The 24,171-nt window shown below is 48.8% G+C and carries 17 protein-coding genes and 2 tRNA genes; 13 read left to right on the top strand and 6 right to left on the bottom strand.

What is annotated here, in order from left to right; translation table 11 throughout:
- The first annotated feature begins 25 nt into the window (after window positions 1-25).
- Window positions 26-2,041, top strand: a complete 2,016-nt coding sequence (locus GGR41_RS11975; RefSeq protein WP_167662103.1) for a DNA repair helicase YoaA — start codon at window positions 26-28, stop codon at window positions 2,039-2,041.
- Window positions 2,042-2,106: 65 nt separating this feature from the next.
- On the opposite strand, the gene GGR41_RS11970 is transcribed toward GGR41_RS11975, so the two are convergent.
- Complete coding sequence (locus tag GGR41_RS11970; RefSeq protein ID WP_167662147.1) at window positions 2,107-2,886, bottom strand: outer membrane protein assembly factor BamD; 780 nt, start codon at window positions 2,884-2,886, stop codon at window positions 2,107-2,109.
- A gap of 227 nt (window positions 2,887-3,113) precedes the next feature.
- Here GGR41_RS11970 and GGR41_RS11965 point away from each other — a divergent pair, with 227 nt between their 5' ends.
- The 8 genes from GGR41_RS11965 (at window position 3,114) to pbpC (ending at window position 15,872) form a co-directional block, all read left to right on the top strand.
- Window positions 3,114-4,079, top strand: coding sequence for an RluA family pseudouridine synthase (locus GGR41_RS11965; RefSeq protein WP_167662102.1), 966 nt, complete (start codon window positions 3,114-3,116; stop codon window positions 4,077-4,079).
- Complete coding sequence (gene pgeF / locus GGR41_RS11960) at window positions 4,055-4,819, top strand: peptidoglycan editing factor PgeF (protein ID WP_167662101.1); 765 nt, start codon at window positions 4,055-4,057, stop codon at window positions 4,817-4,819. Before GGR41_RS11965 ends, pgeF begins: the two co-directional genes overlap by 25 nt.
- 101 nt (window positions 4,820-4,920) lie before the next feature.
- Window positions 4,921-6,555 carry a PHA/PHB synthase family protein gene (locus GGR41_RS11955; RefSeq protein WP_167662100.1) on the top strand — a complete coding sequence of 545 codons (1,635 nt, stop codon included), beginning with the start codon at window positions 4,921-4,923 and terminating at the stop codon, window positions 6,553-6,555.
- Between the two features lie 80 nt (window positions 6,556-6,635).
- Window positions 6,636-7,373, top strand: a complete 738-nt coding sequence (phbB, locus tag GGR41_RS11950) for a beta-ketoacyl-ACP reductase (RefSeq protein WP_167662098.1) — start codon at window positions 6,636-6,638, stop codon at window positions 7,371-7,373.
- 41 nt (window positions 7,374-7,414) lie between these two features.
- Window positions 7,415-7,981, top strand: a complete 567-nt coding sequence (phaR, locus tag GGR41_RS11945) for a polyhydroxyalkanoate synthesis repressor PhaR (RefSeq protein ID WP_167662096.1) — start codon at window positions 7,415-7,417, stop codon at window positions 7,979-7,981.
- A 16-nt stretch (window positions 7,982-7,997) separates the two neighbouring features.
- Window positions 7,998-8,234, top strand: coding sequence for a VF530 family protein (locus GGR41_RS11940; protein WP_167662094.1), 237 nt, complete (start codon window positions 7,998-8,000; stop codon window positions 8,232-8,234).
- Window positions 8,235-8,398: 164 nt separating this feature from the next.
- On the top strand, window positions 8,399-13,759 hold the full coding sequence (locus tag GGR41_RS11935; protein WP_167662092.1) for an alpha-2-macroglobulin family protein: 5,361 nt from the start codon (window positions 8,399-8,401) through the stop codon (window positions 13,757-13,759).
- The gene (gene pbpC, locus GGR41_RS11930) at window positions 13,740-15,872 is read left to right on the top strand and encodes a penicillin-binding protein 1C (RefSeq protein ID WP_167662090.1); all 2,133 of its coding nucleotides are present in this window, start codon (window positions 13,740-13,742) and stop codon (window positions 15,870-15,872) included. Before GGR41_RS11935 ends, pbpC begins: the two co-directional genes overlap by 20 nt.
- A gap of 105 nt (window positions 15,873-15,977) precedes the next feature.
- Here the strand turns inward: pbpC and GGR41_RS11925 are convergent.
- The 5 genes from GGR41_RS11925 to GGR41_RS11905 form a co-directional block, all read right to left on the bottom strand.
- Window positions 15,978-16,054 (bottom strand) — tRNA-Met (locus GGR41_RS11925).
- Window positions 16,055-16,262: 208 nt separating this feature from the next.
- Window positions 16,263-17,543, bottom strand: a complete 1,281-nt coding sequence (dctM, locus tag GGR41_RS11920) for a C4-dicarboxylate TRAP transporter large permease protein DctM (protein WP_167662088.1) — start codon at window positions 17,541-17,543, stop codon at window positions 16,263-16,265.
- Between the two features lie 9 nt (window positions 17,544-17,552).
- Window positions 17,553-18,182: a TRAP transporter small permease gene (locus GGR41_RS11915; protein ID WP_167662086.1), complete on the bottom strand. Its 630-nt coding sequence runs from the start codon at window positions 18,180-18,182 to the stop codon at window positions 17,553-17,555.
- Window positions 18,183-18,299: 117 nt separating this feature from the next.
- Window positions 18,300-19,292 carry a TRAP transporter substrate-binding protein gene (locus GGR41_RS11910; protein ID WP_077734814.1) on the bottom strand — a complete coding sequence of 331 codons (993 nt, stop codon included), beginning with the start codon at window positions 19,290-19,292 and terminating at the stop codon, window positions 18,300-18,302.
- Window positions 19,293-19,632: 340 nt separating this feature from the next.
- Window positions 19,633-19,709 (bottom strand) — tRNA-Met (locus tag GGR41_RS11905).
- A gap of 64 nt (window positions 19,710-19,773) precedes the next feature.
- Here GGR41_RS11905 and scpB point away from each other — a divergent pair.
- The 4 genes from scpB (at window position 19,774) to nusA (ending at window position 24,136) form a co-directional block, all read left to right on the top strand.
- The gene (scpB, locus tag GGR41_RS11900) at window positions 19,774-20,385 is read left to right on the top strand and encodes an SMC-Scp complex subunit ScpB (protein WP_077734815.1); all 612 of its coding nucleotides are present in this window, start codon (window positions 19,774-19,776) and stop codon (window positions 20,383-20,385) included.
- A gap of 23 nt (window positions 20,386-20,408) precedes the next feature.
- Window positions 20,409-21,896, top strand: a complete 1,488-nt coding sequence (locus tag GGR41_RS11895) for a pseudouridine synthase (protein WP_167662084.1) — start codon at window positions 20,409-20,411, stop codon at window positions 21,894-21,896.
- A gap of 273 nt (window positions 21,897-22,169) precedes the next feature.
- On the top strand, window positions 22,170-22,661 hold the full coding sequence (gene rimP, locus GGR41_RS11890) for a ribosome maturation factor RimP (protein WP_167662082.1): 492 nt from the start codon (window positions 22,170-22,172) through the stop codon (window positions 22,659-22,661).
- Window positions 22,658-24,136, top strand: coding sequence for a transcription termination factor NusA (gene nusA / locus GGR41_RS11885; protein WP_167662080.1), 1,479 nt, complete (start codon window positions 22,658-22,660; stop codon window positions 24,134-24,136). The genes rimP and nusA overlap by 4 nt, the downstream gene beginning before the upstream one ends.
- Window positions 24,137-24,171 lie beyond the last annotated feature (35 nt).

Here is a 24,171-nt window from a genome sequence, read left to right as displayed (position 1 = left end):
TCCTTAATCACTTTCTCTCCTCACCATGCTTTTGCAGGAACTTGACCAGGTCTTTGCCAACGACGGTCCATTAGCCGCATCCGTTTCCCACTACTTTTTACGACAGCAGCAACTAGAGCTAGCGCGTTCTATCCAAGAAGCAGTGGAAACCCCCTCGGTGTTGGTTGCCGAGGCCGGCACGGGTACAGGTAAAACATGGGCCTATTTGGTCCCTTTGTTTTTAAGTGGTCGTAAAGCCTTGGTTTCAACTGGCACGCGCACCTTACAAGATCAGCTCTTTAAGCGCGATCTACCTCACTTGCGCAAAGCCCTCTCGATGTCGTTAAACGTGGCCTTACTAAAAGGGCGCGGCAATTACGCATGCCATTATTATTTCGAGAAATACGAAAACGACGAGCGTGGTTTTAGTTCCAAACAAGAAGTCGAACAGATCCGTATTATTCAGCAATTCATCGAGCGCAGTAAAACAGGCGATAAAAGTGACTTAGCCGAAATACCCGAAGACGCCCCTATTTGGCATCGGGTCACCTCAACGCGCGAAAGCTGCTTAGGTCAAGACTGCCCCTATATCAATGAATGTTTTGTGCTCAAAGCCCGGCGCAAAGCGCAGGAAGCCGATATTGTCGTGGTTAACCATGCGCTATTTATGGCAGATCTGGCTTTGCGCGAAGAAGGCATCACCGACCTGTTACCAGAGGTAGACGTGGTGGTATTTGATGAAGCACATCAATTACCTGATGTGGCCACACGTTTCCTAGGCACGACGGTTTCTATGCATCAGGTGAACGATTTAGCGCATTTGGTCGAGGCAGCTGGCCTAGCTCATGCTAAAGGCACGGCCGACTGGAGCGCAGTCGCAGGCACATTACGCCAATGCGTACACGATTTACGACTCCAAGCCGCGCCGATTCAACAGTTGTCGGGGCAGAAAAGCACCTTTCATGATTTACCCAATGCAGCAGCGTTTGATGAATCGCTAGAAGCCCTCTTAGATCGGCTAGACAAGCTCATTAAGCTTTTGGATTTACTCAAAGAGCACCATCCCGATTTAGCCGCTGCTTATAAAACGGCATTGCAATTGCGCGCTCAGTTGTTTGTGTGGACTCAGCCAGACCGTAACGGCAAAAATGCGACCTTGCCTGGGGCGGATTCCGCCACTATCCAGCAGCTAGAACAAGAGTCGGTACGCTGGGTAGAGCACGGTGCTACATACTTACGCTTGCATCGCGCTCCCTTATCGGTGGCACAAATTTTCTCACGCTATAAAGGCGAAGATCAAAGCTGGATTTTCACCTCAGCTACCCTATCTGTGCACGGAAATTTTAATCATTTTGTGCACCAGTTAGGGCTCTGGGAGGCGCGGGTAGAGGTTTGGCCTTCTCCATTCAATTACCCAGAGCAAGCTTTGCTGTATGTGCCACAACAGTTGCCAGTTAGCTCAAGCGCCGAGTTTTACCCTAAGTTCATCGAGCAGTTGGTTCCATTTATTGAAAAGGCTCAGGGGGGCGTGTTAGTGCTTAGTACCACCCTACGCGGTGTAGACGTAATGGCTGACCTAATCGAAGAGCAAGTCAAACGCTTGGGGCTAAAACGTTTAGTGATGCGTCAGGGTGAACGTTCACGCCAAGTGCTATTGCATGATTTTCGCTCTAAAGCCAATGCCATTTTGGTGGGAAGTGCAAGCTTCTGGGAGGGAATTGATGTGCCAGGTGATGCTTTAACCGTAGTCGCCATTGATAAGCTCCCTTTTGCGCCACCTGATGACCCTGTGCTTGAGGCACGGATTAAAGCCTGCAGAGACCGGGGCGGCAATCCGTTCATTGAGTATCAGCTACCCGAGGCAGCTATTGCATTAAAGCAGGGGGCAGGGCGGCTTATTCGTACAGAAAAAGATTGGGGTGTGCTTGTTATGGGCGATGCCCGGTTGGTGGAAAAGCCCTATGGCAAAGTGCTGTGGCGTGGGCTGCCTCCGTTTACGCGTACACGCAATGCTCAGCAGGCATTACAGTTTTATCAAAATAAAAAGCATGACAAGGCTTAGCAAGCTCAACCCTTAAGGCAATAAAAAAGCTCACCTTATGGTGAGCTTTTTTTATAGACCAACACCTAGAACCAGTTAATTGGGTTCCACATGTTTTTCTTGTCTTTTAGGCCATTTTTATAATAAGTGGAATTGGGAAAGTTTTGATCTAAGACGCGCTTGGTGTCATCGCGTAAATCTGTTTTACCCAGTTTATCGTAAGACAAATACATAATGTAGAGCGCGCGCTCGGCGACGGGTACGCCTTCGAAATCAGTAATAACCCGTTGGGCGCGGTTAATAGCCGCTACGTAGGCGTTGCGTGAGTAATAGTATTCGGCAACGTGTACCTCGTTTTCAGCAATGGTGTTGACTAACCAGCTGGCACGTAGGCGAGCGTCATTGGCATAGCGGCTTTCTGGGTATTGTTCGATGAGCTGGGTGAAGGCTTGATAGGACTCAGTTAACCCTTTTGGGTCGCGCTCGCTAGGATCTTGGCGCGTAAAACGCATGAGTGCAGCACTAGGGGGGGTAAATGAAATTAACCCTTTCAAATACAGCATGTAATCGCTACCAGGATGATTCGGGTATTGCTTTTGGAAACGATCGATAGCAGCTAAGGCCTTTTCTGGTTCTTCGTCTTTCCAGTTAATGTAGGCTTGGTCGATGAGGGATTGTTGGGCATACACACCAAAAGGATAGCGCGCTTCGATGGACTCAAGTCGTGTACGGGCAGCAGACCAGTTTCGAGCACTTATTTCCTGACGAGCGTCTTGATAGAGGCGCTCGGCGGTCCAGCCAGAAGTGGGGTCTACAGTGGTTTTGACTGAGCCACATGCTGCTAAAACTAGGCAAGCACATGCAATAGAGAAAGTACGTACTAGACGTCGAGTAGCAGGAAGTTGAGTCAAAGTGGAAAATAAGCGCGTCACAAGAACATCCTTTGCGGTTTGCAAACGGTTAAGTCTAATTGAATAAAACAATAGCACTAAGAATAGCGCATTTTAAATGCCTATTGGTAATCTAGGCTAGTCATTCTGTACAGTGCGCCCTAAGCTATGTCAAAATTTAACCTCATCCTTAAGGTTTTATCATGAATTCAGCCCCACATAATACAGAAAACTCACCGGAACTCGAGTTTAGAGTTCCCCTAAGCGCCTTGCCTGAGCGTTTAGATAAAACAGTTGCGCAATTGCTGCCCGAGCATTCCCGTAGCCGTATCCAAGCGTGGATTGAATCTGGCCATGTTTTGGTAAATGGGCAGTCAGTACGTACCCGACATATGGTGATGCCAGGCGATGTTTTGTTAGTTCACCCTCAGGCTCGACCCGAAGAGCTAGCGTACGAGGCTGAAGACATTCCCTTACATATTGTGGCTCAGTCCCCGCATTGGGTAGTGATTAACAAGCCTGCAGGGCTAGTTACGCACCCTGGGGCAGGCAACTGGACGGGCACATTATTAAATGGGTTGCTGCATCATTTTCCCCAACTGACCCATGTCGCACGAGCCGGTATCGTACATCGGTTAGATAAAGACACCTCTGGCTTAATGGTGGTGGCGCTCACCGAACAAGCCCAAACGCATCTGGTGCGTCAATTACAAGAACGCTCTGTACTGCGTGAATACATTGCTCTATGCCACGGCTTTTTATATGGCTCAGGCACCATAGATTTAGCCGTAGGGCGCGATGCACGCGTTCCTGTGCGCATGGCCACACAAAACGCTATTGCCCCGCGTCATGCTAAAACCCATTATGAGGTCTTAAATCAGGGCCTCTTTGATAGGGGCATTGCTGTGAGTTATGTGCAATGCCGTTTAGAAACAGGGCGTACTCATCAAATTCGAGTGCATTTAAGCAGCCAAAATCATCCTTTATTGGGCGATGAGATTTATGGGGGCAAACCATTAGCGGGAGCAGCGCGACAAATGCTCCATGCACGGGCTTTACAGTTTATTGACCCCGCTACGGAATCGCCTGTGCGTGTTGATGCCGAGGCTCCTGCAGATTTCCAAGCTGTCTACGAGCAAATTGAATGGAAAAATCCCTCGCAACCTTAACTGGCCCAACGTGGCCCGGTGTGCACTATTTCACGACTCAGATAGCTGGGGGATATAGCCAGGGACCATGGCGTGGTTTAAATTTAGGTCAGCACTGTGGGGATAACCCGATTCATGTGGCACAGAATCGGGCTTTGCTTAGATCTCATCTACCCAATACCCCCCATTGGGTGCAGCAGGTACATGGTACGGATTTGTACTATGCCACTGGCGCTGGCGCGCATGAGGCGGCGTGGCACGATGCACCCCGTGCCGATGCAATGTGGACTGATCAAAAAAACACGGTCTTGGCTATTTTGACTGCGGATTGTTTGCCCGTTGTGATTACCGATCACCGCGCACAAGTCATTGGTGTAGCTCATGCCGGATGGCGCGGGCTAGCAGGCGGGGTGCTACAACGCTTGTTTACACAGTTGCAAAGTCAATGTGACTCATCAGCCCAGTGGCGTGCCTGGATTGGTCCAGCAATTAGCCAAGCCCATTTTGAGGTAGGCGCAGAGGTCTACGAGACTTTTTTGCACGTGAATACGGATTTAGCGGCTTATTTTATTTATGATCAGGCTAGCCAACGTTACTGGGCTGATCTTCCGCGTATCGCCCGCTATTTATTAAACCAGTGTGATTCTACAATGCAGGTACATGTAAGTCATGCCTGTACCTATGCAGAAACAGAAAACTATTATTCATATAGACGTCACAATCTTACAGGTAGAATAGCGACAATTGCATGGTTAGGATAATAAGATAATTGCTTGCTACTGGCACTCTAGCTGAAAAATGATTACATTAAGTAATAATAAAGGTACAGCTTTTTGATTTATTTAATCTGATTAGGTGCCGCATGCAAAGTAATACAACAAATGAATGGCCAAGTTTCTCTTTTATTAATCAAACTGTTTTAAAAGAGATTCAGGCCGACTTTTTAGAAAGTTGGCATGCGCTTCATCGGCAAGCGCAACAGGGGGCATTAGGGCCTGTACCGCATCGTCGTTTTAAACATCAGGCTTGGCAGGAAAACCAGACGGCTCTAATTAATGCCCATTTATGGCATTTATATACCGAAACATTAAACCGAATGGTGCACGCGTTTGACCTGCACCCTCAGGCTCAAGAGCGATTAGCTTTTGCATTAATGCAATGGGCCGAGGCCATTAATCCAGCCAATTACCTTTTTTCTAATCCGGAAGCCTTAAACGAGGCGGTGCAAACTCAAGGTCAAAGCTTGCTCCAAGGCGCTCAGCATTTTTTGCGCGACCTGCAAAAGGGGCGCATGCTGCAGACCGATGAAACAAAATTTGCATTAGGCGAAAATATCGCTGTCACTCCCGGTGCTGTGATCTACGAAAACGAATTATTACAATTAATTCAATACACACCACAAACTGAAAACGTCTATAGCACGCCTTTATTCATTGTTCCGCCCAATATAAATAAATATTACATACTTGATTTACAGCCTGAAAATTCCTTTGTGCGCTATGCACTTCAGCAGGGAATGCAAGTATTTTTAATTTCTTGGCGCAACCCACTTCAAAACGATACCGATGGCATTTTAGATGCGAGTTGGGGCGACTACCTACAGCATGGTATTTTGACGGCATTGCAGGTCGCCCAACAGGTCAGCAATCAAAAACAGCTCAATACGTTAGGGTTTTGTGTAGGGGGCACAATGCTAGCATCAGCCCTAAGCTTAGCTCAGGCAAAAGGCGAGGCCCCCGCTGCAAGCTTGACCCTATTAACCGCCATGTTGGACTTCCATGATGTGGGGGTCTTAAGCGTATTTGTTGATGAAACATTGGCCTTGTTACGCGAGTACCAACTTGCGGCAACGCGCTTAATGCTTGGCAGCGATTTAGCCACCACATTTTCCTTTTTACGACCCTCCGAGTTAGTGTGGAATTACGTGGCTAGCAATTACCTGCAGGGCAAAACGCCTCCTCCTTTTGATATTTTGTTTTGGAATGCCGATAGCACAAATTTACCAGGGCCTTTTTTCACTTGGTACTTCCGCAATACGTATTTAGAAAACAATTTACGTTTGCATGGCAAAGTGCAAGTAGACGGATACCCGATTGATCTAAGTCGTTTAGATGTGCCAGTGTATATCTTTGCCTCTGAAGACGATCATATTGTGCCTTGGCGTACTGCTTATGCCAGTACGCAATTATTACCTTCTGTAGAGCGTTTTGTGCTGGGGGCCTCAGGGCATATAGCGGGTGTAATTAATCCACCTGCTCAAAATCGTCGTTATTATTGGGCTTACACTCCAGATACCCCTACGGTATTTCCTGGCTTAGCTAACCGATGGCAAGAAAATGCAAAACAGCATACAGGAAGCTGGTGGCCCGATTGGATTCAATGGCTCAGTACTAAAGCAGGTGAAAAAATGGCGGCGCCAAAACAGCTTGGCCATGCCGCCTACCCAGAAATCGAGCCTGCACCAGGCCGTTATGTCAAAGTTAAAGCGGTGCCTTAGCCATGGCGTTGGGGGCAGCGATACCCAATGCTTGGCTTAGCCAGCGTTAAGTCATACCAAATCACATAAAGGAGAACGAGATGTCTGTAAAAATTGCTTATGTTACAGGTGGCATGGGGGGGATAGGGACAGCCATTTGCCAGCGGTTAGCCGACGAGGGCTATACTGTCGTGGCAGGGTGTAGTCCTTCACGAGACCCCGAGTCATGGCTAAATCAGCAGTCTGCACAGGGTTATCAGTTTCATGCGTCCTCAATTGACGTGACCGATTGGGATTCTGCTGAGACGGCATTCCAACGTATTCGCGATCAGCTGGGTGGGGTCGATATACTTGTCAATAATGCGGGCATTACACGAGACCGCCAGTTTGCTCGTATGTCTGCCCAGGAATGGCGCGACGTCATGGACACGAACTTAAATAGTCTGTTTAATGTCACTAAACAGGTTATTGACGATATGGTTCAGAAAGGGTGGGGGCGTATTATTAATATTGGTTCGGTCAATGGTCAAAAAGGCCAATTTGGTCAAACGAATTATGCCACTGCCAAAGCAGGCATGCATGGGTTTACCAAAGCCCTCGCTCAAGAGCTAGCCGCTAAAGGCGTGACCGTAAACACCGTATCCCCAGGTTATATTGGGACTGACATGGTACGAGCCATTCGCGAGGACGTACTGGAAAAAATCATCGCTACGATCCCTGTGCGCCGTCTGGGCGAGCCCGACGAAATTGCTTCCATGGTGGCATGGCTGGCCTCAGATCAAGCCGCTTTTGCTACAGGAGCCGACTTCTCATTAAACGGTGGCTTGCACATGAGCTAACCCCAGTCACTGCTCACTTCGATCACTACTAATTTTTAATTATGACAAATACAAACAACACACCCGACTCTGTACGACTAATTAAAAAATACCCCAACCGACGTTTATACGATACGCAAACAAGCGCTTACATCACCTTGGCGGATGTCAAGCAACTGATACTGGGTCACGAGGTCGTGCAAGTAGTGGATGCAAAATCCAACGAGGACCTCACCCGAAGTGTGCTTTTACAAATTATTCTCGAAGAAGAAGCCGGAGACGTCCCTATGTTTTCTGCGAACGCATTAGCTCATATCATTCGGTTTTATGGCAGCACGATGCAGGGTTTAATGGGCACGTACATAGAAAAAAACATTCAGGCTTTTATTGAAATCCAAGAAAGCATGGCTGAGCAGTCTAAAGGGCTGTATGATGCACAACTGGGTCCAGAGGCCTGGACACAATTTATGGCTGGTCAGGCCCCTGTGTTGCAAAACGTGATGAATAGCTATATCGAGCAAAGTAAAAATATATTTGTGCAAATGCAAGATCAAATGCAAGGGCAGACATTTTCTATGTTTAATGCTTTTCCATTCCCTGTAGCTACCCCTCCAAAGAAAAAAGAATAAAGTGACTGTATTGTCTATGTCTACCCAGCCCAATAATCCTTTACATGGCCTTACTTTAAGTCAGTTGCTTACTGCTTTGCACCAGCATTATGGGTGGGACGGGTTGGCACAACATGTCAACATTAATTGTTTTAAATACGAGCCATCTCTTAAATCGTCTTTGTACTTTTTACGACGTACACCTTGGGCTCGTGCCGAGGTAGAGCAACTTTATTTGCGCACCTTTGGCTCATCGCCAAACCACAATCATTAAGCTATCCGTATCTAACCTGTACCTAAGCGCATGATGTTGACACGAGCCTATTACCCACTTCATAGCACGTTTTTATGAATGGAGGGGCCTGTATTTGTATTAGAGCTAAGCAAAATGAGGTATGTTAATGCCTAATGCTAACAAGACAAATACAGAGGGCGTTGATGCGAATCACATCATTATCAGCAAAGCTGCGTGCTGGCTGTGTGGCGACAGTCATTGGGTTAGGTGCCAGTGCAGCGTGGGCTGTAGATGTGCCTATGCTCGAGTCGGTTCAGGCCGGCTATGGTGATATTGCCGAAGATCAAGCTTTTATTCTGCGTTTTAATCAAGATATACAATTACAAGACGTTTTGCCTTATAGCTATTGCCAAAGTAGTGCCTTAGGCGAACAAATTCCTCTTGTGGCGGTAGAGCCTTTAGCGGCACAAACTGTACTAACTGAACACAGCTACGATTACACCCCAGAGACAGCGAATCAATTTGCGGTAGTAACGTGTGCACAGCGCTTGGCCGCTGGGTCTACAGTACGTATTCATTTACAGGACCGCCAGCATCGTAATAGAGTCCCTAAAGCCTTTGTTGATGACCAAGAGGGTTTGGCTTTTACTGTACGTAGTCCGCTGCGAGCGCAACTCGTGTGCGAAAAAACAAAAAGTACCGCCGACTGTAACCCGTTACGCCCTATAGCGGTGCATTTTTCTGCACCGGTAGCTGCCGCCTTAGTCCAGCAATTGCAATTGCTCACGCCAGATAATCAACGACTGCCCCAGATAATGGACTCAGACGCCTCGCCCGCTACGGATACCTTTGTTGAGAGCGTCAGGTTTGAGGCCCCTAAGCTTGGGCAAACGCAGTTACGTTGGCAGCTTCCCGCCAAATGGGCTCAATTAAAAGATGACGCGGGTCGCTCTTTAGCTAACCCTCAGTTTTTTCAAGCGCCTGTCATAACGGCTCCGTTTCCCCCCTTATTAAAATTCCCCCATGAAGGCATTGGCGTATTAGAGCATTCTGCTGACAACCCAGCGTTGCTCCCTTTGGCAATACGAGGTGTTGATGCGCATGGGGGGCATGATTCAGCGGCAGAGTCCGCAGGAACGGTACAGCAGCTGCGTTTGACCGCACCCAAAGACATGTTTGATTGGTATGTGCGTGTGAAAAACCACCATGCTAGCGACAAATCTCTCTTTACTACAGCGCCTCAATCAACGGGCAAGCAGTCGTTACAGTTACCGGCTGCCCCACTTAGTACGGATCAAGCGATTGAACTTATTGGTGTGTCGCTAGAGGGGACAGGTTTGCATGTGCTTGAAGCCCAGTCTGCTCCGCTAGGAAACACCTACCACAATGACGCAGCGACGATGTATGTCAATACGGCTGCATTGGTTACTAATCTAGCTGTGCATAGCAAACTGGCTCAGGATCAATTACTGGTTTGGGTAAGTACTCTGGATACCGCACAGCCAGTGGCGAATGCCAAAATTAATGTATTACGTTGTGATGGGGTTGAAGTCGCTAGTGGCGTGACTGACGCGCAGGGTAAATGGCTACGTGAGCAACCTTTCGAGGACACCTATTGCTCTGACACCGGCTTGAGCGGTCTATTTATTGTCGCTACAGAAGGCGATGATCGCAGTTTTGTGCTCAGTCATGCCGACCAAGGCATAGAAACATGGCGTTTTAATTTGCCTTACTTTTACGGCGCAGAGCCATCTGAAATTCTGCATACTGTTACAGATAGGCCTTTATATTTAGCCGGCGAAACCGTTCATTTAAAACATTATTGGCGTGGTCAAGCACCTGCCGAGCAAGAGCTCAATCAGGCCATCAACCAAGTCGTCATACGTCATGCCGGAAGCGGCGATGAAATCACACAGCCCTTGCAGTGGCAACGTAGTCCCAGCGGGGGCTGGTACGCTCTGAGTACGCTAGAGCTAGCCAAAAACATGACCTTAGGGCAGTACGAGGTGTGGCTGCAGGGTGCGCAGCGCGACACACACAGCGCCAGCTTCTACATCGAGGCCTTCAAGCGACCTTATTTAACTGGCAAGCTCAATGCCACCACCGAACAAGGTGGAGCGCTTGTGGCAGCAAAACGTGCTTTGGTTGATATGCAGTTTAACTATATTTCTGGTGGGGTAGCCGCTGAGCTACCCGTAAATATCACCGCCTTAACTCAAAACAGCACCCCGTATTTTGCAGAGTATGACGAGTATCAATTTCATACGGCCTCTACCGAGCTCACTCGACCGCATGTGGTGGTAGATAAAACCGCTCTGCAGCTAGATCAGCAGGGTGCCGCGCAGTTACCTATTACTTTGGTGCCTTCTGCCTCTGTTCAAGATCTAGTGGTCGAGGCCAGTTTTATGGACCCTAGCGGCCAAATACAGAGTGTGCAGCAGCGCCAGACGCTTTGGCCTGCTCAGGTGGTCGTGGGCGTTCAGCACTCGTATTGGGAGCAAGGCGATCGCGCTACTATCAAAGGGGTGGTACTCACTCCTGAAGGGCAACCTGTTTCTGAACAAAAAGTAGAGTTGAGCGCACAAAAACAGCATTACTACACCACACGCCAGCGTATGGTGGGTGGGTTTTACCGTTATGACAGTGTTGAGCAGCTCGAGGAGGTAGGCACGGTATGTCAGACGCAAACCGATGCCAAGGGAACATGGCAGTGCGAGATTCACATACCCGATGGTGGGCAAATCATGCTGCATAGTCATAGCAAAGATAAACACGGTCAAACCTACACCACAGAGACTTCCTTATGGCTAGGGGGCGAAGCCCAAGCCACTGCCGGAGCAAATCATGATCGAATGGATGTGCTTGCTGATCAGAAAAACGTTGAACCAGGGCAAACTGTCCGCTTTCATGCCGCTATACCCTTTGCCCAAGCAACCGCTCTAATTGCTGTGGAACAAGATCGCATTTTGCATACTGAGGTCGTGACATTAACACGAGAGCAGCCTTTTTTTGACTTAACGGTGCGCGACGACTGGGGGCCGAATGTGTACGTATCGGTATTGGCTTTACGAGGTCGTGTGTACCCAGCCACATGGCAAAGCTTTTTAGATGGCGGATGGCGTTCCCCTATAGATTGGTATAAAGCGTATCAAGCCAATAAAGAGGTTGCACCGGCTCCAACTCATTCCATTGATCTAGCCAAGCCCAGTTTTAGATATGGCATTGCACAATTGGCCGTAGCCAATAAAGCCCACACCTTAAATGTGCAATTAACGCCACACCAATCGGTTTATCAGGTGGGTGAAACGGCTCAATTGCAGCTTCAAGCGACCTTGGCTGATAGTCAGCCTGCAGCACAGGCTTCGGTCTTGGTCGTGGGTGTAGACCAAGCCTTGTTAGAGCTAATGGAAAACTCAAGCTGGGATTTACTTGATGCCATGTACCCACCTGTTGGATATGGGATACGCACTGCTACCATGCAATCAGAGGTAATCGGTCGTCGGCATTACGGCCGTAAGGCAGTTGCTGCAGGTGGGGGTGGCGGTGGTGCACCGACACGTGAAATTTTAGATAGCTTATTAGTTTGGCTTCCCGAGGTCGTGCTAGATGAGCAAGGCCGTGCAGTGGTTGATGTACCGTTAAATCATAGTATTACGCAGTTTGAACTCGTTGCCTTAGCGGATTACGCAGGAAGCCAATTTGGGGTAGCAAAAACGCAAATCCAAACGCATCAGCCGATACAAATCATGTCGGGGTTACCTGCTGTGGTGCGTACAGGGGATGCCTATGAAGCGGTGTTTAGCGTCCGTAACCGGGAAAGCAACGCAGTCACCATCGCTGTAGAGGCTGAAGCAAGCATAGATGGTAAATCGGTGCTGACTTTGTCTTTGGGTTCACAGCAAATTCCTGCTCAGTCTAGCCAACGTTTCACCGGAACCGTAACGATGCCATTGCAGTTAGGGCTGAACGAGGGCGTGCTGCAGTGGACCGTGCGTGCTATGAATACGGCAACGGATACGGTCGTGGATGCGGTGCAATTTACCCAACAGTGGCAAGCGCATGTACCCGTTACCACGCTCTATGCAGATTGGCGTCGCTTGGTAGCCGATCAACCTCAAACCCTGGCATTTAGTTTGCCTACAGGAGCCTTGTCGTACGACGATCGCCCCTTAGGGCAACTGACCCTTGCTGTGCATAATCAACTGGGTGATCAAAGCGCCGTTACAGCGTGGTTTGAGCAATATGCCTATACGTGTTTCGAACAGCAAGCCTCTAAATTTGTCGCCTTACACGATGCCGAACGCTGGCAAGCATTAATGCATGAACTGCCCAGTTACCTTGATAAGAACCAACTTTTACGTTATTTCCCTAGCCCGTATTTGTCAGGCAGTGCTGGGTTAACGGCGTATGTGTTAAGTCTTAGCGCGTACGCACCCGATAACCTCAAGCTGCCATCAGGCATAGCGCAGCGGTTACAAGAAGGCCTACATGACTACATTCAAGGGCGCCGTGATCAACCGCGCACCGATGCCATAGAACAAGTGGCTTTTTATTTGGCTGCCCTTGATGCCGTCTCTCATTACGGTAATGTGCCTGCTGAGCGCTTAGATAGCGTTGCCTTAGCGCCCAAGCATTGGCCAACATCAGCGCTTATTGATGGGTTGCGCATCGTGATAAATGCTGAACAGCGCGATCAAATCGAGCAAGCGCTGCAGGAACGCTTAGTAAGACGGGGAACAGCATGGCAGTTTAGTGCGGATAACCCCTTAAACAGTATGCCAGCTTTAATGGTCAGCCCTGTTACCAACCAAGCTCGACTGCTTTTGGCCGTAGCAGATCGTCCTGAGTGGCAGCCGTATGTACCGGCCTTAGTGCATGGGTTGCTGGCTCAGCAGCAGCAAGGTCGGTGGGGTACAACCACCGAGAACAGTTGGGCATTATTAGCATTAGAAAAGGTCAATGCGCCTGCCTCAATGCCAACTCAAATAGAATACACCGTCGCAAACCAAGCCCCTGTACAAGCCTCGGTTCCCTTTGAGACCCAGTGGGAATGGCAGCAAAACGGGCCGGTACATATCGTGCAAGTGGCACCATCCGATGAGGCAGCCGCATGGGTTCAGTTGCGAGCCGAGGCTGCTGTGCCTGTTAGCCAGCCTGTGTTTGATGGCTATACCATCGAGCGACAGGTCACCGCCGTAGAGCAAGCTCAGGCAGGGCAGTGGCAGGTGGGGGATAGCTATGAGGTGACGTTGCGTATTCAAGCAGAACATAGCAGCGTTTGGGCAGTGATAAACGATGCCATTCCCGCTGGAGCTATGGTCATAGATCAATATAATGCCGAGACTGATAATGAAATCCACCCTAGCTATGTAGAGCGATTGTTTACAGGTTACAGGGCCTATATCGAGTTCTTGCCAGCTGGCACGTCGGTATTGCGGTACCGTGTACGCCTAAATACGGCAGGGCAGTTTGACTTGCCGCCCACCACCGTCGAGGCGCTCTACGATGCCAGTGTCCAAGCACAATTGCCTGTAGAGGCCATGCATGTTCATTCGGCTCCTTAAAAGTGGGTGTGTAACACTAATCATCATGGTGGGGATTAGTGCTGGCCTCAATGTACAGCCGGCAGTCATTCCTACTTTTGCTCAAGTCAAGCAGCAGTCGCCGCATTCGGATTTTTTATTACATGATAAACAGGGGCGCTTACTGCAAACACAGCGAATTGATTGGCATCGTCGCCAAGGGGAATGGCTTGATTTAGAGGCCATTTCCCCCGCTGTACTGAGCCTGGTATTGCAAGCAGAAGACCGGCGTTTCTATACGCACAGCGGCGTAGATTGGTACGCGGTGGCGGGAAGCACTTGGGCCGCTCTATGGGGTAAACCGTTGCGTGGTACCTCCACCCTTAGTATGCAATTAGTGGACCTGTTGGACATAGGGCCTAAACGAACGGCAGGGCGACGTAGTTGGAAAGCAAAATGGCAACAGGCTCAGCTCGCTCGCCAACTCGAAAAAGAATGGTCTAAGTCACAGGTTCTTGAGGCGTATTTGAACCTGGCACCGTTTCGGGGCGAGTTAATTGGTATTAACGCCTTAGCGCGCGTGGTCTGGCAAAAACATGCCGTCGCCTTGTCCTTGCCCGAGGCCGCGTTAGCGATAGCCATGTTGCCTAGTCCCAATGCCCGGCCCGAGCAGCTACTGCAGCGTAGTTGTGTGTTGTGGCGTAGTGTGGCTCCAGAAGCCGACTGCAGGGCGCAATACGGGCCTGGGATGCAGGCTTTAAAGCGTTTAGCGCAACCGGCCTGGGGTAACCCAAACAGTGCTCCCCATGCGGCGCGGTTTATTCAGCGCAACGGGTTGTTAAGCTCATCATTACGCAGTAGCTTGGATCAAACCATACAACACGAGGCTCAACGGCTTATGCAGCGCCATTTAGTGGATTTAAAAGCGCATCATGCCACTGATGCCGCCGTTTTGGTATTGCACAATACAACAGGTCAAGTGCTTGCTTACGTAGGCAGCAGTACCGAGTCACTGGCTGTGGACTTTGATCATGTCCAAGCCAAACGACAAGCCGGCTCAACCTTAAAGCCTTTTTTATATCAGCTAGCGCTTGCGCAGCAGCGGATTACACCCGCCTCGCTATTAGCCGACACGCCGGCTCAGTTTAGTACCCCTTATGGCATGTATGTGCCCCAAAATTACGATGAGCAATTTATGGGATGGGTCTCTGCACGGGTAGCGCTGGCCAGCTCGTTAAATATCCCTGCTGTGCGTCTCTTATCACAAGTTGGTATCGAAGACTTTCAGATGTATTTAAAACAGCTGGGGTTTGAGTTGCCCTATGCGGCCGACTATTATGGTTTAGGCTTGGCGCTTGGGGGCGTAGAGGTCAGCTTATGGGAATTGACCAATGCCTATAGAAGCCTAGCCAACTTAGGTCATTACAGTGTGCCGTGTGTTCAAGCAGCCTGTACGGCATCCGCTACATCATTAATGCCTGCTGCAGCTACGTGGCTTGTGCAAGATATGTTGTCTGATAATACGGCGCGAGCGCTGACGTTTGGCTTAAGCAGCGTATTGCAGACGCCTTTTTGGTCAGCGGTAAAAACCGGTACCTCTAAAGACATGCGTGACAATTGGACCATCGGTTTTTCTGCAGACTATACCGTCGGAGTGTGGGTGGGCAACACCGATGGCTCCGCAATGCGGGGCGCGATTTCCGGGGTAAGCGGCGCTGCTCCGATCTGGCAAGAATTAATGCAGTTTTTAACAGCTGCCTCTGCTAGTTTAAAGCCGCCCTTGCCGGGCGGCGTGGTATGCACTCGTGTCACGTTTATTGATCATAAGGAATCGGCGCGGCAGGAGTGCTTTGTAGCGGGTACAGAGCGTGAGCGTGTGCAGTTAGTCAGCGCCGGTTTAAACAAAGGGCGTATTACTCATCCCATTGATCGAGCTACCTATGCCATAGACCCTGATATTCCGTTAAACCAGCAGCGTATTGCATTGAATTCGGATTTGGCCGCAACGCAAGCGGTGGCATGGCGTATTAATGGTACGACCGTAACTAAGCAATCTACCTATGCCTGGGCTCTAGAGCCGGGTCAACATCGGATTGAACTGCTACGACCCGATTCCAATACGGTGCTTGATGCCGTCACTATACAGGTAAAATAAGAGGGGCTGTCTTTTTCTTTTAATAAGGCAGATACTACGCCTCAAATCGAGTGACACATAAAAAAAGCCCCAAGCAACATACATTGCTTGGGGCTTTTCTAAATTTGGTTGCGGGAGCCAGATTTGAACTGACGACCTTCGGGTTATGAGCCCGACGAGCTACCATGCTGCTCCATCCCGCGTCAGAAATATAAGTATAGGTTAAGTAAATAAAAAAAGCAACTATTTATTTGGGGTAGTCTAAATAAACGGGTTGCTAACTCAATGGCAGGCTCCGGTACCGCTTATTTAATAGCATTAACGTTTATTGTTAAGAAAAAAGCCCCAAGCACAATGGCTTGAGGCTTTGCTGTGTGACGTAGCCGTTAAGGGCTGCGCAAGACGAAGCATTTACATACCGAGCAAGGTGGGTAGACCCAACGAGACAACGGGAACGTAGGTCACAATAACCAGGAACAGCAATAATAGACTGAGCCACGGCAGGGCAGCACGTATGACTTGCCCAATAGGCATCCCTGTGATGGCTGAGGTCACAAATAGGTTTAACCCAACCGGAGGTGTGATCAAACCAATTTCCATGTTCACCACCATAATAATACCGAAGTGGATAGGATCAATACCTAGCTCCATGGCAATGGGGAACAAAATAGGTGCCAAGATCAAGATAATAGCAGAGGGCTCCATAAAAGCACCCGCTACCAGTAACACCAGGTTTACTACAATCAAGAACATCCAAGGCTGGAGGCCGGCTTCTGTCACCCATGCCGTGATTTGCTGTGGAATTTGCTCTGTCGTGAGAACATGAGCAAACAACATGGCATTGGCAATAATAAACATCAGCATAATGCTGAGTTTGGCTGACTCTAAAACCACTTTGGGTGCTTCGCGAATGGTCATGTCTTTGTAGACAAATAACGCAATAAACGCAGAATACACCGCAGCGACCGCAGCGGCTTCGGTTGGGGTAAACATGCCTGAGTAAATACCGCCCAGGATGATAAAAATAAGCAATAAGCCCCAGATGGCACGACGTGCAGCAGCAAACCATTCGCGTAATGTGACCCGAGGCATCGCTGGCAAGTTGCGTTTAACGGCAATAATGTAGATAACTGCCATCAGGATTAAACCGAGCAGCAAGCCTGGCACTACCCCTGCCATAAATAGATTGCCTAACGAGGTTTCGGTTGCTGCAGCGTACACCACCATGACCACGGAAGGAGGGATGAGGATCCCTAGGGTACCCGCGTTGGTGACAATACCTGCGGCAAAAGCCTGAGGGTAGCCCGAGCGCACCATGCCGGCAATAGCAATGGAGCCGACTGCGGCAACAGTAGCTGGGCTAGAGCCAGACAGGGCAGCAAAAAGCATACACGCTAGCACTGAACCAATCGCTAAGCCACCACGTATGTGGCCTACGCAGGCATTAGCAAAATCAATTAAACGACGTGCTACGCCGCCTGTGGTCATGAATGAGCCAGCAAGCAAGAAAAAAGGAATAGCGAGTAATGTGTAGTGTTCGCTAGTCTCAAAGAGTTTAATGGCCAAAGAGCGCACTGTGTCCGGGCTAAAGAGCATGATCGTGGTAGACCCAGCCAAGCCCAAAGAAATCGCCACGGGAATGCCCATGAACATTAAAACAAACAGCGAGACGAATAAAAATAAAATAGTCATGTCGAGGCCTTAGTCGTTTGCTGTTAGTTTGGCGGCGTCTGCAGCCTCATCCATTAGGCCTAGACCGAGCTGTTCTTTAAAGACAATACGGTACAAAATTTCTAGGTAGCGAATAAATACCATGGCAAAGCCAAAGGGAACAATAATTGCAATATGCCATTGCTTTACGCCATATTGACCCAGGTCATCAGCGCCAATGTGGGCTTGCATAAGAGTGTGAAACCACTCAAAGCTGCCATATGTCAAGAGGCCGGCATAACCTAGACAGGCTAAGCAAGCAATTAGAGCAATGACGCGTTGGGTTTTAGTGCGAGCGAGTTTGACAAGGGCGTCAACGCCAATATGGCCGCCTATACGTACGCCGTAGGCAATACCAAAGAAAATCAACCAAGCAAAGGTAGCTTTGGTGATAGCGTTACTCCATGTCATGGCCTGGGCCATATCGAGTAAGTGGTCACCGATAGAGTAAAAGAAATCTGAGACAGTCGCACTGCTCTCAAATAAGCCACCAAAATAATAAAAAACAGCGTAAAAGTTATTTAATAGCACATATACAAATGTGACTAAGGTCATTACCGTTAAGAGAAAAACGATAAAGCCTTCCTCGAAGCGATTCCAGAGAGTTTCGAGCATCTTCATGATGAGGCTCCAGGTGCTTTCGGTGACAGAGGGAAAAACATAAGAAGTCGGTAATAAACCCAACGCAGCGAATGCTGCGTTGAGTTAGGTTAGCTAAGAAAAATAGGCTGTGAAGAGTTATTGTTTGTTAGCTGCTTCGGCTGCTTTGATGCGCTCGGCGCCAATTTCATCTTCAAACTTTTTCCAAACTGGACGCATGGCATCGCGCCACTTTTCACGTTGCTCGGGGGTGAGATAAAGCACTTCGGTGGTGCCAGAGTCGATAATAGATTGTTTATCGCGCTCGTTTAGCTCAGCAGCGTGTTTATTTACCTCGACCGTCACTTCATCCATGACTTCAGAGAGGGTGGTGCGTACATCGTCAGGTAGACCATTCCAGAATTTGGTGTTGGTAATGACCATGTAATCCAATACGCCGTGGTTGGATTCGGTGATGTATTTTTGTACCTCGTTCATCTTTTGTGAGTAGATGTTGGAGTACGGGTTTTCTGCACCGTTCACTACGCCGGTTTGTAGGCCTTGGTAGACCTCGGAGAAGCTCATTTTGCGGGGAATAGCACGTAGCGCTTTGAACTGCTCGTCAAGTACAGCAGAGGCCTGAACACGGAATTTTAGGCCGCGTGCATCTTTGGGATCAATCAGCTTTTTATTGGCTGAAAGCTGTTTTAACCCGTTATGCCAGTAACCTAAACCGGTAATGCCTTTGTCTTCCATGGACGTGAGGAGCTCTTGGCCTGTTTCACCTTTTTGGAAACGATCAAGGGCTGCCATATCATCGAACAAGAAAGGCAAGTCAAAAATCTGGATAGGCTTGGAGTAGTGTTCGAACTTGGCTAAAGATGGCGCAATAATTTGTACGTCACCTAAAAGCAAGGCTTCCATTTCTTTGCCATCGCCAAATAGGGAAGAGTTCGGATATACCTCTACTTTAACTTTGCCAGGTAAACGCTCTTCGGCTAGCTTTTTAAATAGCAATGCACCTTGCCCTTTAGGGGTGTGCTCGGCCACTACGTGTGAAAATTTAATAGTAATGGGGTTGTCAGCGTGAGCTAGACCCGCAATACCAAACGTTAAGGCTACTACCATTGCCTTAGCTGTAAGCTTAATCATGAGGGATCTCCTTTTGGGTTTGGATGCCTTAATAAGGTTGGTAATTTTAAGGCTCTCTTATATGTAGCGTTAATATTGTAGCGATAAATCTACAAATCATAGTAGTTTAGAATAGCTTGACTTGAGTTGAGTCAAGCCTACAACTAAAGTCGTAGATCTAAAATATTGAACAAATTCGTTCTATTCTGAAACAAATAAAACTAAGCGCAAATAAGTAGATATGCTTAGAAGATAGTGGTTAACCTCTAATTATTGGCCACTGCCCTAGCATTATGGTTATAAAAGGGTTGTCTAAAAAAAAAGCCCCAAACAACATACATTGTTTGGGGCTTTCTAAATTTGGTTGCGGGAGCCAGATTTGAACTGACGACCTTCGGGTTATGAGCCCGACGAGCTACCATGCTGCTCCATCCCGCGTCAGATTTGATATAATAGCCTATGTAAAAATAAATAGCAAGGCGCACTGGGAAAAAGTATAAAAATGAAGGAAAATGACGTACAGCGCATACTAGAAGCGGTATTATTATGTTCAAGGCAACCGTTATCTATACAACAGTTGCGCAGAGCTTTCGAGCCTTTTGAGCTATCTGCGGATATAATAAAAGATCACTTGGCTGGTTTACAGCAAATTTGGCAGGATCGTGGCTTAGAACTAGTCCATGTTGCAAGCGGGTGGCGCTTTCAAAATCGCGCCGATATCCAACCTTATTTATTGCGTTTGCAAAACGAAAAGCCTGCCCGATACTCTCGCGCTACACTTGAAACTCTCGCTATTATTGCTTGGCGTCAGCCCGTAACACGCGGCGACATTGAGGACATACGCGGTGTAGGGGTATCGACCCAAATTATTCGAACTTTAGAAGATCGTGGCTGGATAGAGGTGCTCGGTTATCGCGATGCGCCCGGCAAGCCCGCATTGTTTGGGACAACAAAACAATTCTTAGATGACTTGTCATTACGCTCCATTCAGGACTTACCAGCTTTAGACTCACCACAAGAGATTGATGTTATTCAAAAAGCCCTATCAGATTCGCAAAAAGACCATAGTGATTATGCTCCTTCTGATTCGGGCGTTGATAGCGAAGATAAATAATATTCAAGGAGTTTTTTAGTCCAATGACTGATACCACACAGCCAGCTGCCGACGGGGCGGTGGGTGCTTCGACCTCTGCATCGAAAGGCAAAGGGCGCAAACTGCGCACCCCTTTTAGGCGTCGTCGCGGTGATGCCGTACAAGAACAAAAAACACGTAAAAGCACCAGCAACGCACCCTATCAACCACAGGTTGAGACCGAAAAGGCGGTGGCTCCTGTCAATCGAAGACAGCGCGCTCATCCCAAAAAGCCACGTCCCATTCGCCAAACTGATGATTCCGATTTGGGCTTATCCTTTTTAGAAAATGCCGAGCCTACTGCGCAACGTTTAGGGCGCTTTCTTAGTTCTGATGCAGTCAAACCTAAATTACACAAGGTCTTAGCTGATGCAGGCGTGGGCTCTCGCCGAGAAATGGAAGAGCTTATCGTTTCTGGACGGGTGTCTGTAAATGGTGAGCCGGCTTATATTGGCCAGCGTGTAGCGACAGAAGACGTGGTGCGAGTTAATGGGCGCATTATTAAACGTCCTAATGCCGATAAACCACCTCGTATTATTCTCTATCACAAGCCAGCAGGCGAAATTGTGAGTCATGACGACCCAGGCAAGCGAGAAACGGTTTTTTCGCGTTTGCCTAAAATTAAAGTGGGTAAATGGCTCTCTGTAGGGCGTCTAGACTTAAATACTGAAGGCTTATTAATTTTCACCACCTCCGGAGACATGGCGCATCGTTTTATGCACCCACGTTTTGGTGCTGAACGAGAATACGCCGTGCGCGTACTGGGCGAGCTTACCCCCGAGCAAATGGATCTATTAAAAACCGGCGTCGAGCTTGATGACGGCGTGGCTCAATTTGGCTCTATCGAGTTCGTGGGTGGCGAAGGCAGCAATCGCTGGTATCGCGTTACCATTTCTGAAGGCCGTAATCGCGAAGTTCGACGTATGTTCGAAGCCGTCGGTTTAACCGTCAGCCGATTGATTCGTACACGCTTTGGCGAAGTGGTGTTGCCGCGCAACTTACGTCGTGGTCGCTGGGAAGAGCTTTCCCCTGAGATGGTGACTGCGTTAATGGTGCGCTTAGGGCTACTGCGTACAGATGGTTCAGTCAACGAAGGGCGCCAGCGTGGCGCACGTCGTTCTCAGCAGCCGTTGTCTCACGATAGCGCGATGCCTCCAGGGTTTGAGCGTCCAGAACGTCCAGCGCGTCGTATTCCTCGCCAAAGTTCTGGCCTAGGGCAGCCGTTGTTAGTTGGCGAGGCCGCAGGGACGGGGTTGTTGGTTAGCGGTGGTTTGGCTAATGGCCATCCTGACGCAGGGCGTTCCAGTCGCACCCAACGAGGTAATCAACGTTCTGCTCCAGCAAGTTCCGGGCAACGTCGTTTTGCCGAGCGTAAAGCAGGCACCGAAGCGCGTCGTACCACACGTAGTAGTGGTGGGCGTCGTGACGAGCGTCAACCCGGTGCGGGTGCTCACGAATCAAAGCTAGGTCGTGTAGGCCGTCGTGGCCGCTAAACCTAAATTGAACTGGCTATATAAGTCGAGTGTTGTGTAAACGCCGACTTGCTCACTGCTTAATGACGTAGCCTTATAATCTACCAAGAAAAGTTTTATTTTTCTGTTAGAATATAGGGCTTAATACGGTCTTTTTGTAAATGAATATCTTAGGTATCATCGTAAATAAAAGATCGTGACGCTCTTTAGAGCATCGTTTAGCAATGAACTGATAGCGTATTAACGCTATACAGTAGCAGTGGGCTGGCATACAGCCCATTTTTTTTGGATTTTATGACAGATATTTTTGCACTAACTCAAGAAAGCCTACTGGGTACCGACATAGAGCTCGTCGATGTAGAGCGTGCCCCCAAAGGCTTGTTACGGGTTGTTATTGATCATCCAGGTGGTATTACTATTGACCACTGTGAACAGGTCTCTAAACAGCTGTCGCGTGTTTTCGAAGTCGAAAACGTTGACTACAACCGTCTCGAGGTAACGTCTCCTGGCGTAGACCGTCCGTTAAAGCGTTTGGCTGATTTTGTCCGCTTTGCAGGCGCTCGTATAGAACTGCGTTTATTCGAGCCTGTAAACAACCAAAAGGTATTTCGCGGTGTGCTGTATGCGCCCGAGGGTTTAGAGCCCTCCCAGGCCACAGCCGATACCGAATTTGTGTTAGAGCTAGAACAGTCTTCGGGAGACGTACTCGATTTAACTTTCTGTTTTGATGATGTTGATCGAGCTAAATTGGATCCCATTCTTGATTTCAAGGGTAGAAAGCGATGAGTCGCGAAATTCTTTTGCTAGTCGATGCACTGGCGCGTGAAAAAGGCGTAGAGCCAGAAGTCGTATTTGGAGCCCTCGAAGGGGCATTGGCATCAGCCATGAAAAGACGCTTCGAAGAAGATGTGGACATTCGCGTAGACATAGACCGTAACACCGGCGAATACGAGAGTTACCGCCGTTGGTTGGTTGTGCCAGACGAAGCCGGCCTCCAAGAGCCAGATAAACAGGAAATGTATTCCGATGCACTCGAGTACGCACCTGAAATTGAGGTCGGCGATTACATCGAAGAGCCGCTCGAATCAATCGAGTTTGGTCGTATCGGTGCCCAAGCCGCAAAGCAAGCCATTTTGCAGCGCATTCGCGATGCTGAACGCGAGCAAATGCTAAACGACTTTTTAGATCGTGGCGAAACCATTGTCTCAGGTACGGTAAAGCGTATTGACAAAGGCGATGCCATCATTGAAATGGGCAAGATCGAAGCCCGTTTGCCCCGTAGCGAGATGATTCCCAAGGAAAACATCCGTATGGGCGATCGGGTTCGTGCTTGGGTCCAACGCGTCGATCGTGCTGCACGTGGTCAGCAAGTCTTTTTATCACGCACTGCACCAGAGTTCATCCGTGAGCTCTTTGAAAACGAGGTGCCCGAGATCGAGCAAGGCTTATTAGAAATTAAAGCCGCTGCTCGTGATGCGGGTGTTCGCGCTAAAATAGCAGTGATCGCCTATGATCAACGTATTGATCCTATCGGCACGTGTGTCGGGATGCGTGGCTCACGTGTTACCGCTGTACGCAATGAACTGGGCGGCGAACAAGTAGATATTGTTTTATGGTCCGAAGATCCCGCCGAGTTCGTGATCGGCGCGCTAGCACCTGCTAACGTACAGTCCATCTTGGTTGACGAAGATAAACATGCTATGGATGTGGTGGTAGATGAAGAAAACCTACCTAAAGCGATTGGTTCTCGCGGACAAAACGTCCGCTTGGCTTCAGAGCTAACAGGCTGGCAAATCAACATCATGACGCCCGAGGAAAATCAAAATCGTCAGGCTGAAGAACGCTCCGAGATACTCAATCTTTTCATTCAGCGTTTAGATGTTGATGAATCCATTGCAGAGGTATTGGTTGACGAAGGCTTTACGGGTCTCGAAGAGGTCGCTTATGTTCCTCTTCAAGAGCTACTGGATATTGACGAGTTTGACGAAGAGCTCGTTAATGCATTGCGCACCCGTGCTCGTAATGTGCTGTTGTCAGATGCGATTGCTAAAGAGGAATTAGTGCAATCCGTCGCGCAGTCCTTACAAGAACTAGAAGGAATGACTCCTGATATTTTGGCAAGTTTAGCAGAAAAAGGGGTGCTAACCCTCGATGATCTAGCAGAGCTTGCTACAGACGAACTCGCTGAAATAGCTGGCTTAGACAACGCAGAGGCAAGTGCCATGATCATGCGTGCCCGAGCCCACTGGTTCGATGAGTAAGCGATTCATGCTTATGCGCCGCCTTTATGGGCGGC

Origin of the sequence: Paenalcaligenes hominis, assembly GCF_011927625.1 — a bacterium.
GTDB classification, from domain to species: Bacteria; Pseudomonadota; Gammaproteobacteria; order Burkholderiales; family Burkholderiaceae_B; genus Paenalcaligenes; species Paenalcaligenes hominis.
The sequence above is the reverse complement of the archived record's forward strand: the minus strand, read 5'-3'. Positions and strand labels throughout refer to the sequence as shown.

What these genes read in the sequence shown, in the direction of transcription:
- GGR41_RS11915 (WP_167662086.1), bottom strand. Translation starts at nt 18,182, where the DNA reads ATGAAGATGCTCGAAACTCTCTGGAATCGCTTCGAGGAAGGCTTTATC.
- GGR41_RS11910 (WP_077734814.1), bottom strand. Translation starts at nt 19,292, where the DNA reads ATGATTAAGCTTACAGCTAAGGCAATGGTAGTAGCCTTAACGTTTGGT.
- pbpC (WP_167662090.1), top strand. Translation starts at nt 13,740, where the DNA reads ATGTTCATTCGGCTCCTTAAAAGTGGGTGTGTAACACTAATCATCATG.
- rimP (WP_167662082.1), top strand. Translation starts at nt 22,170, where the DNA reads ATGACAGATATTTTTGCACTAACTCAAGAAAGCCTACTGGGTACCGAC.
- GGR41_RS11975 (WP_167662103.1), top strand. Translation starts at nt 26, where the DNA reads ATGCTTTTGCAGGAACTTGACCAGGTCTTTGCCAACGACGGTCCATTA.
- GGR41_RS11895 (WP_167662084.1), top strand. Translation starts at nt 20,409, where the DNA reads ATGACTGATACCACACAGCCAGCTGCCGACGGGGCGGTGGGTGCTTCG.
- GGR41_RS11955 (WP_167662100.1), top strand. Translation starts at nt 4,921, where the DNA reads ATGCAAAGTAATACAACAAATGAATGGCCAAGTTTCTCTTTTATTAAT.
- dctM (WP_167662088.1), bottom strand. Translation starts at nt 17,543, where the DNA reads ATGACTATTTTATTTTTATTCGTCTCGCTGTTTGTTTTAATGTTCATG.
- scpB (WP_077734815.1), top strand. Translation starts at nt 19,774, where the DNA reads ATGAAGGAAAATGACGTACAGCGCATACTAGAAGCGGTATTATTATGT.
- phbB (WP_167662098.1), top strand. Translation starts at nt 6,636, where the DNA reads ATGTCTGTAAAAATTGCTTATGTTACAGGTGGCATGGGGGGGATAGGG.
- pgeF (WP_167662101.1), top strand. Translation starts at nt 4,055, where the DNA reads ATGGAAAAATCCCTCGCAACCTTAACTGGCCCAACGTGGCCCGGTGTG.
- GGR41_RS11965 (WP_167662102.1), top strand. Translation starts at nt 3,114, where the DNA reads ATGAATTCAGCCCCACATAATACAGAAAACTCACCGGAACTCGAGTTT.
- phaR (WP_167662096.1), top strand. Translation starts at nt 7,415, where the DNA reads ATGACAAATACAAACAACACACCCGACTCTGTACGACTAATTAAAAAA.
- nusA (WP_167662080.1), top strand. Translation starts at nt 22,658, where the DNA reads ATGAGTCGCGAAATTCTTTTGCTAGTCGATGCACTGGCGCGTGAAAAA.
- GGR41_RS11935 (WP_167662092.1), top strand. Translation starts at nt 8,399, where the DNA reads ATGCGAATCACATCATTATCAGCAAAGCTGCGTGCTGGCTGTGTGGCG.
- GGR41_RS11940 (WP_167662094.1), top strand. Translation starts at nt 7,998, where the DNA reads ATGTCTACCCAGCCCAATAATCCTTTACATGGCCTTACTTTAAGTCAG.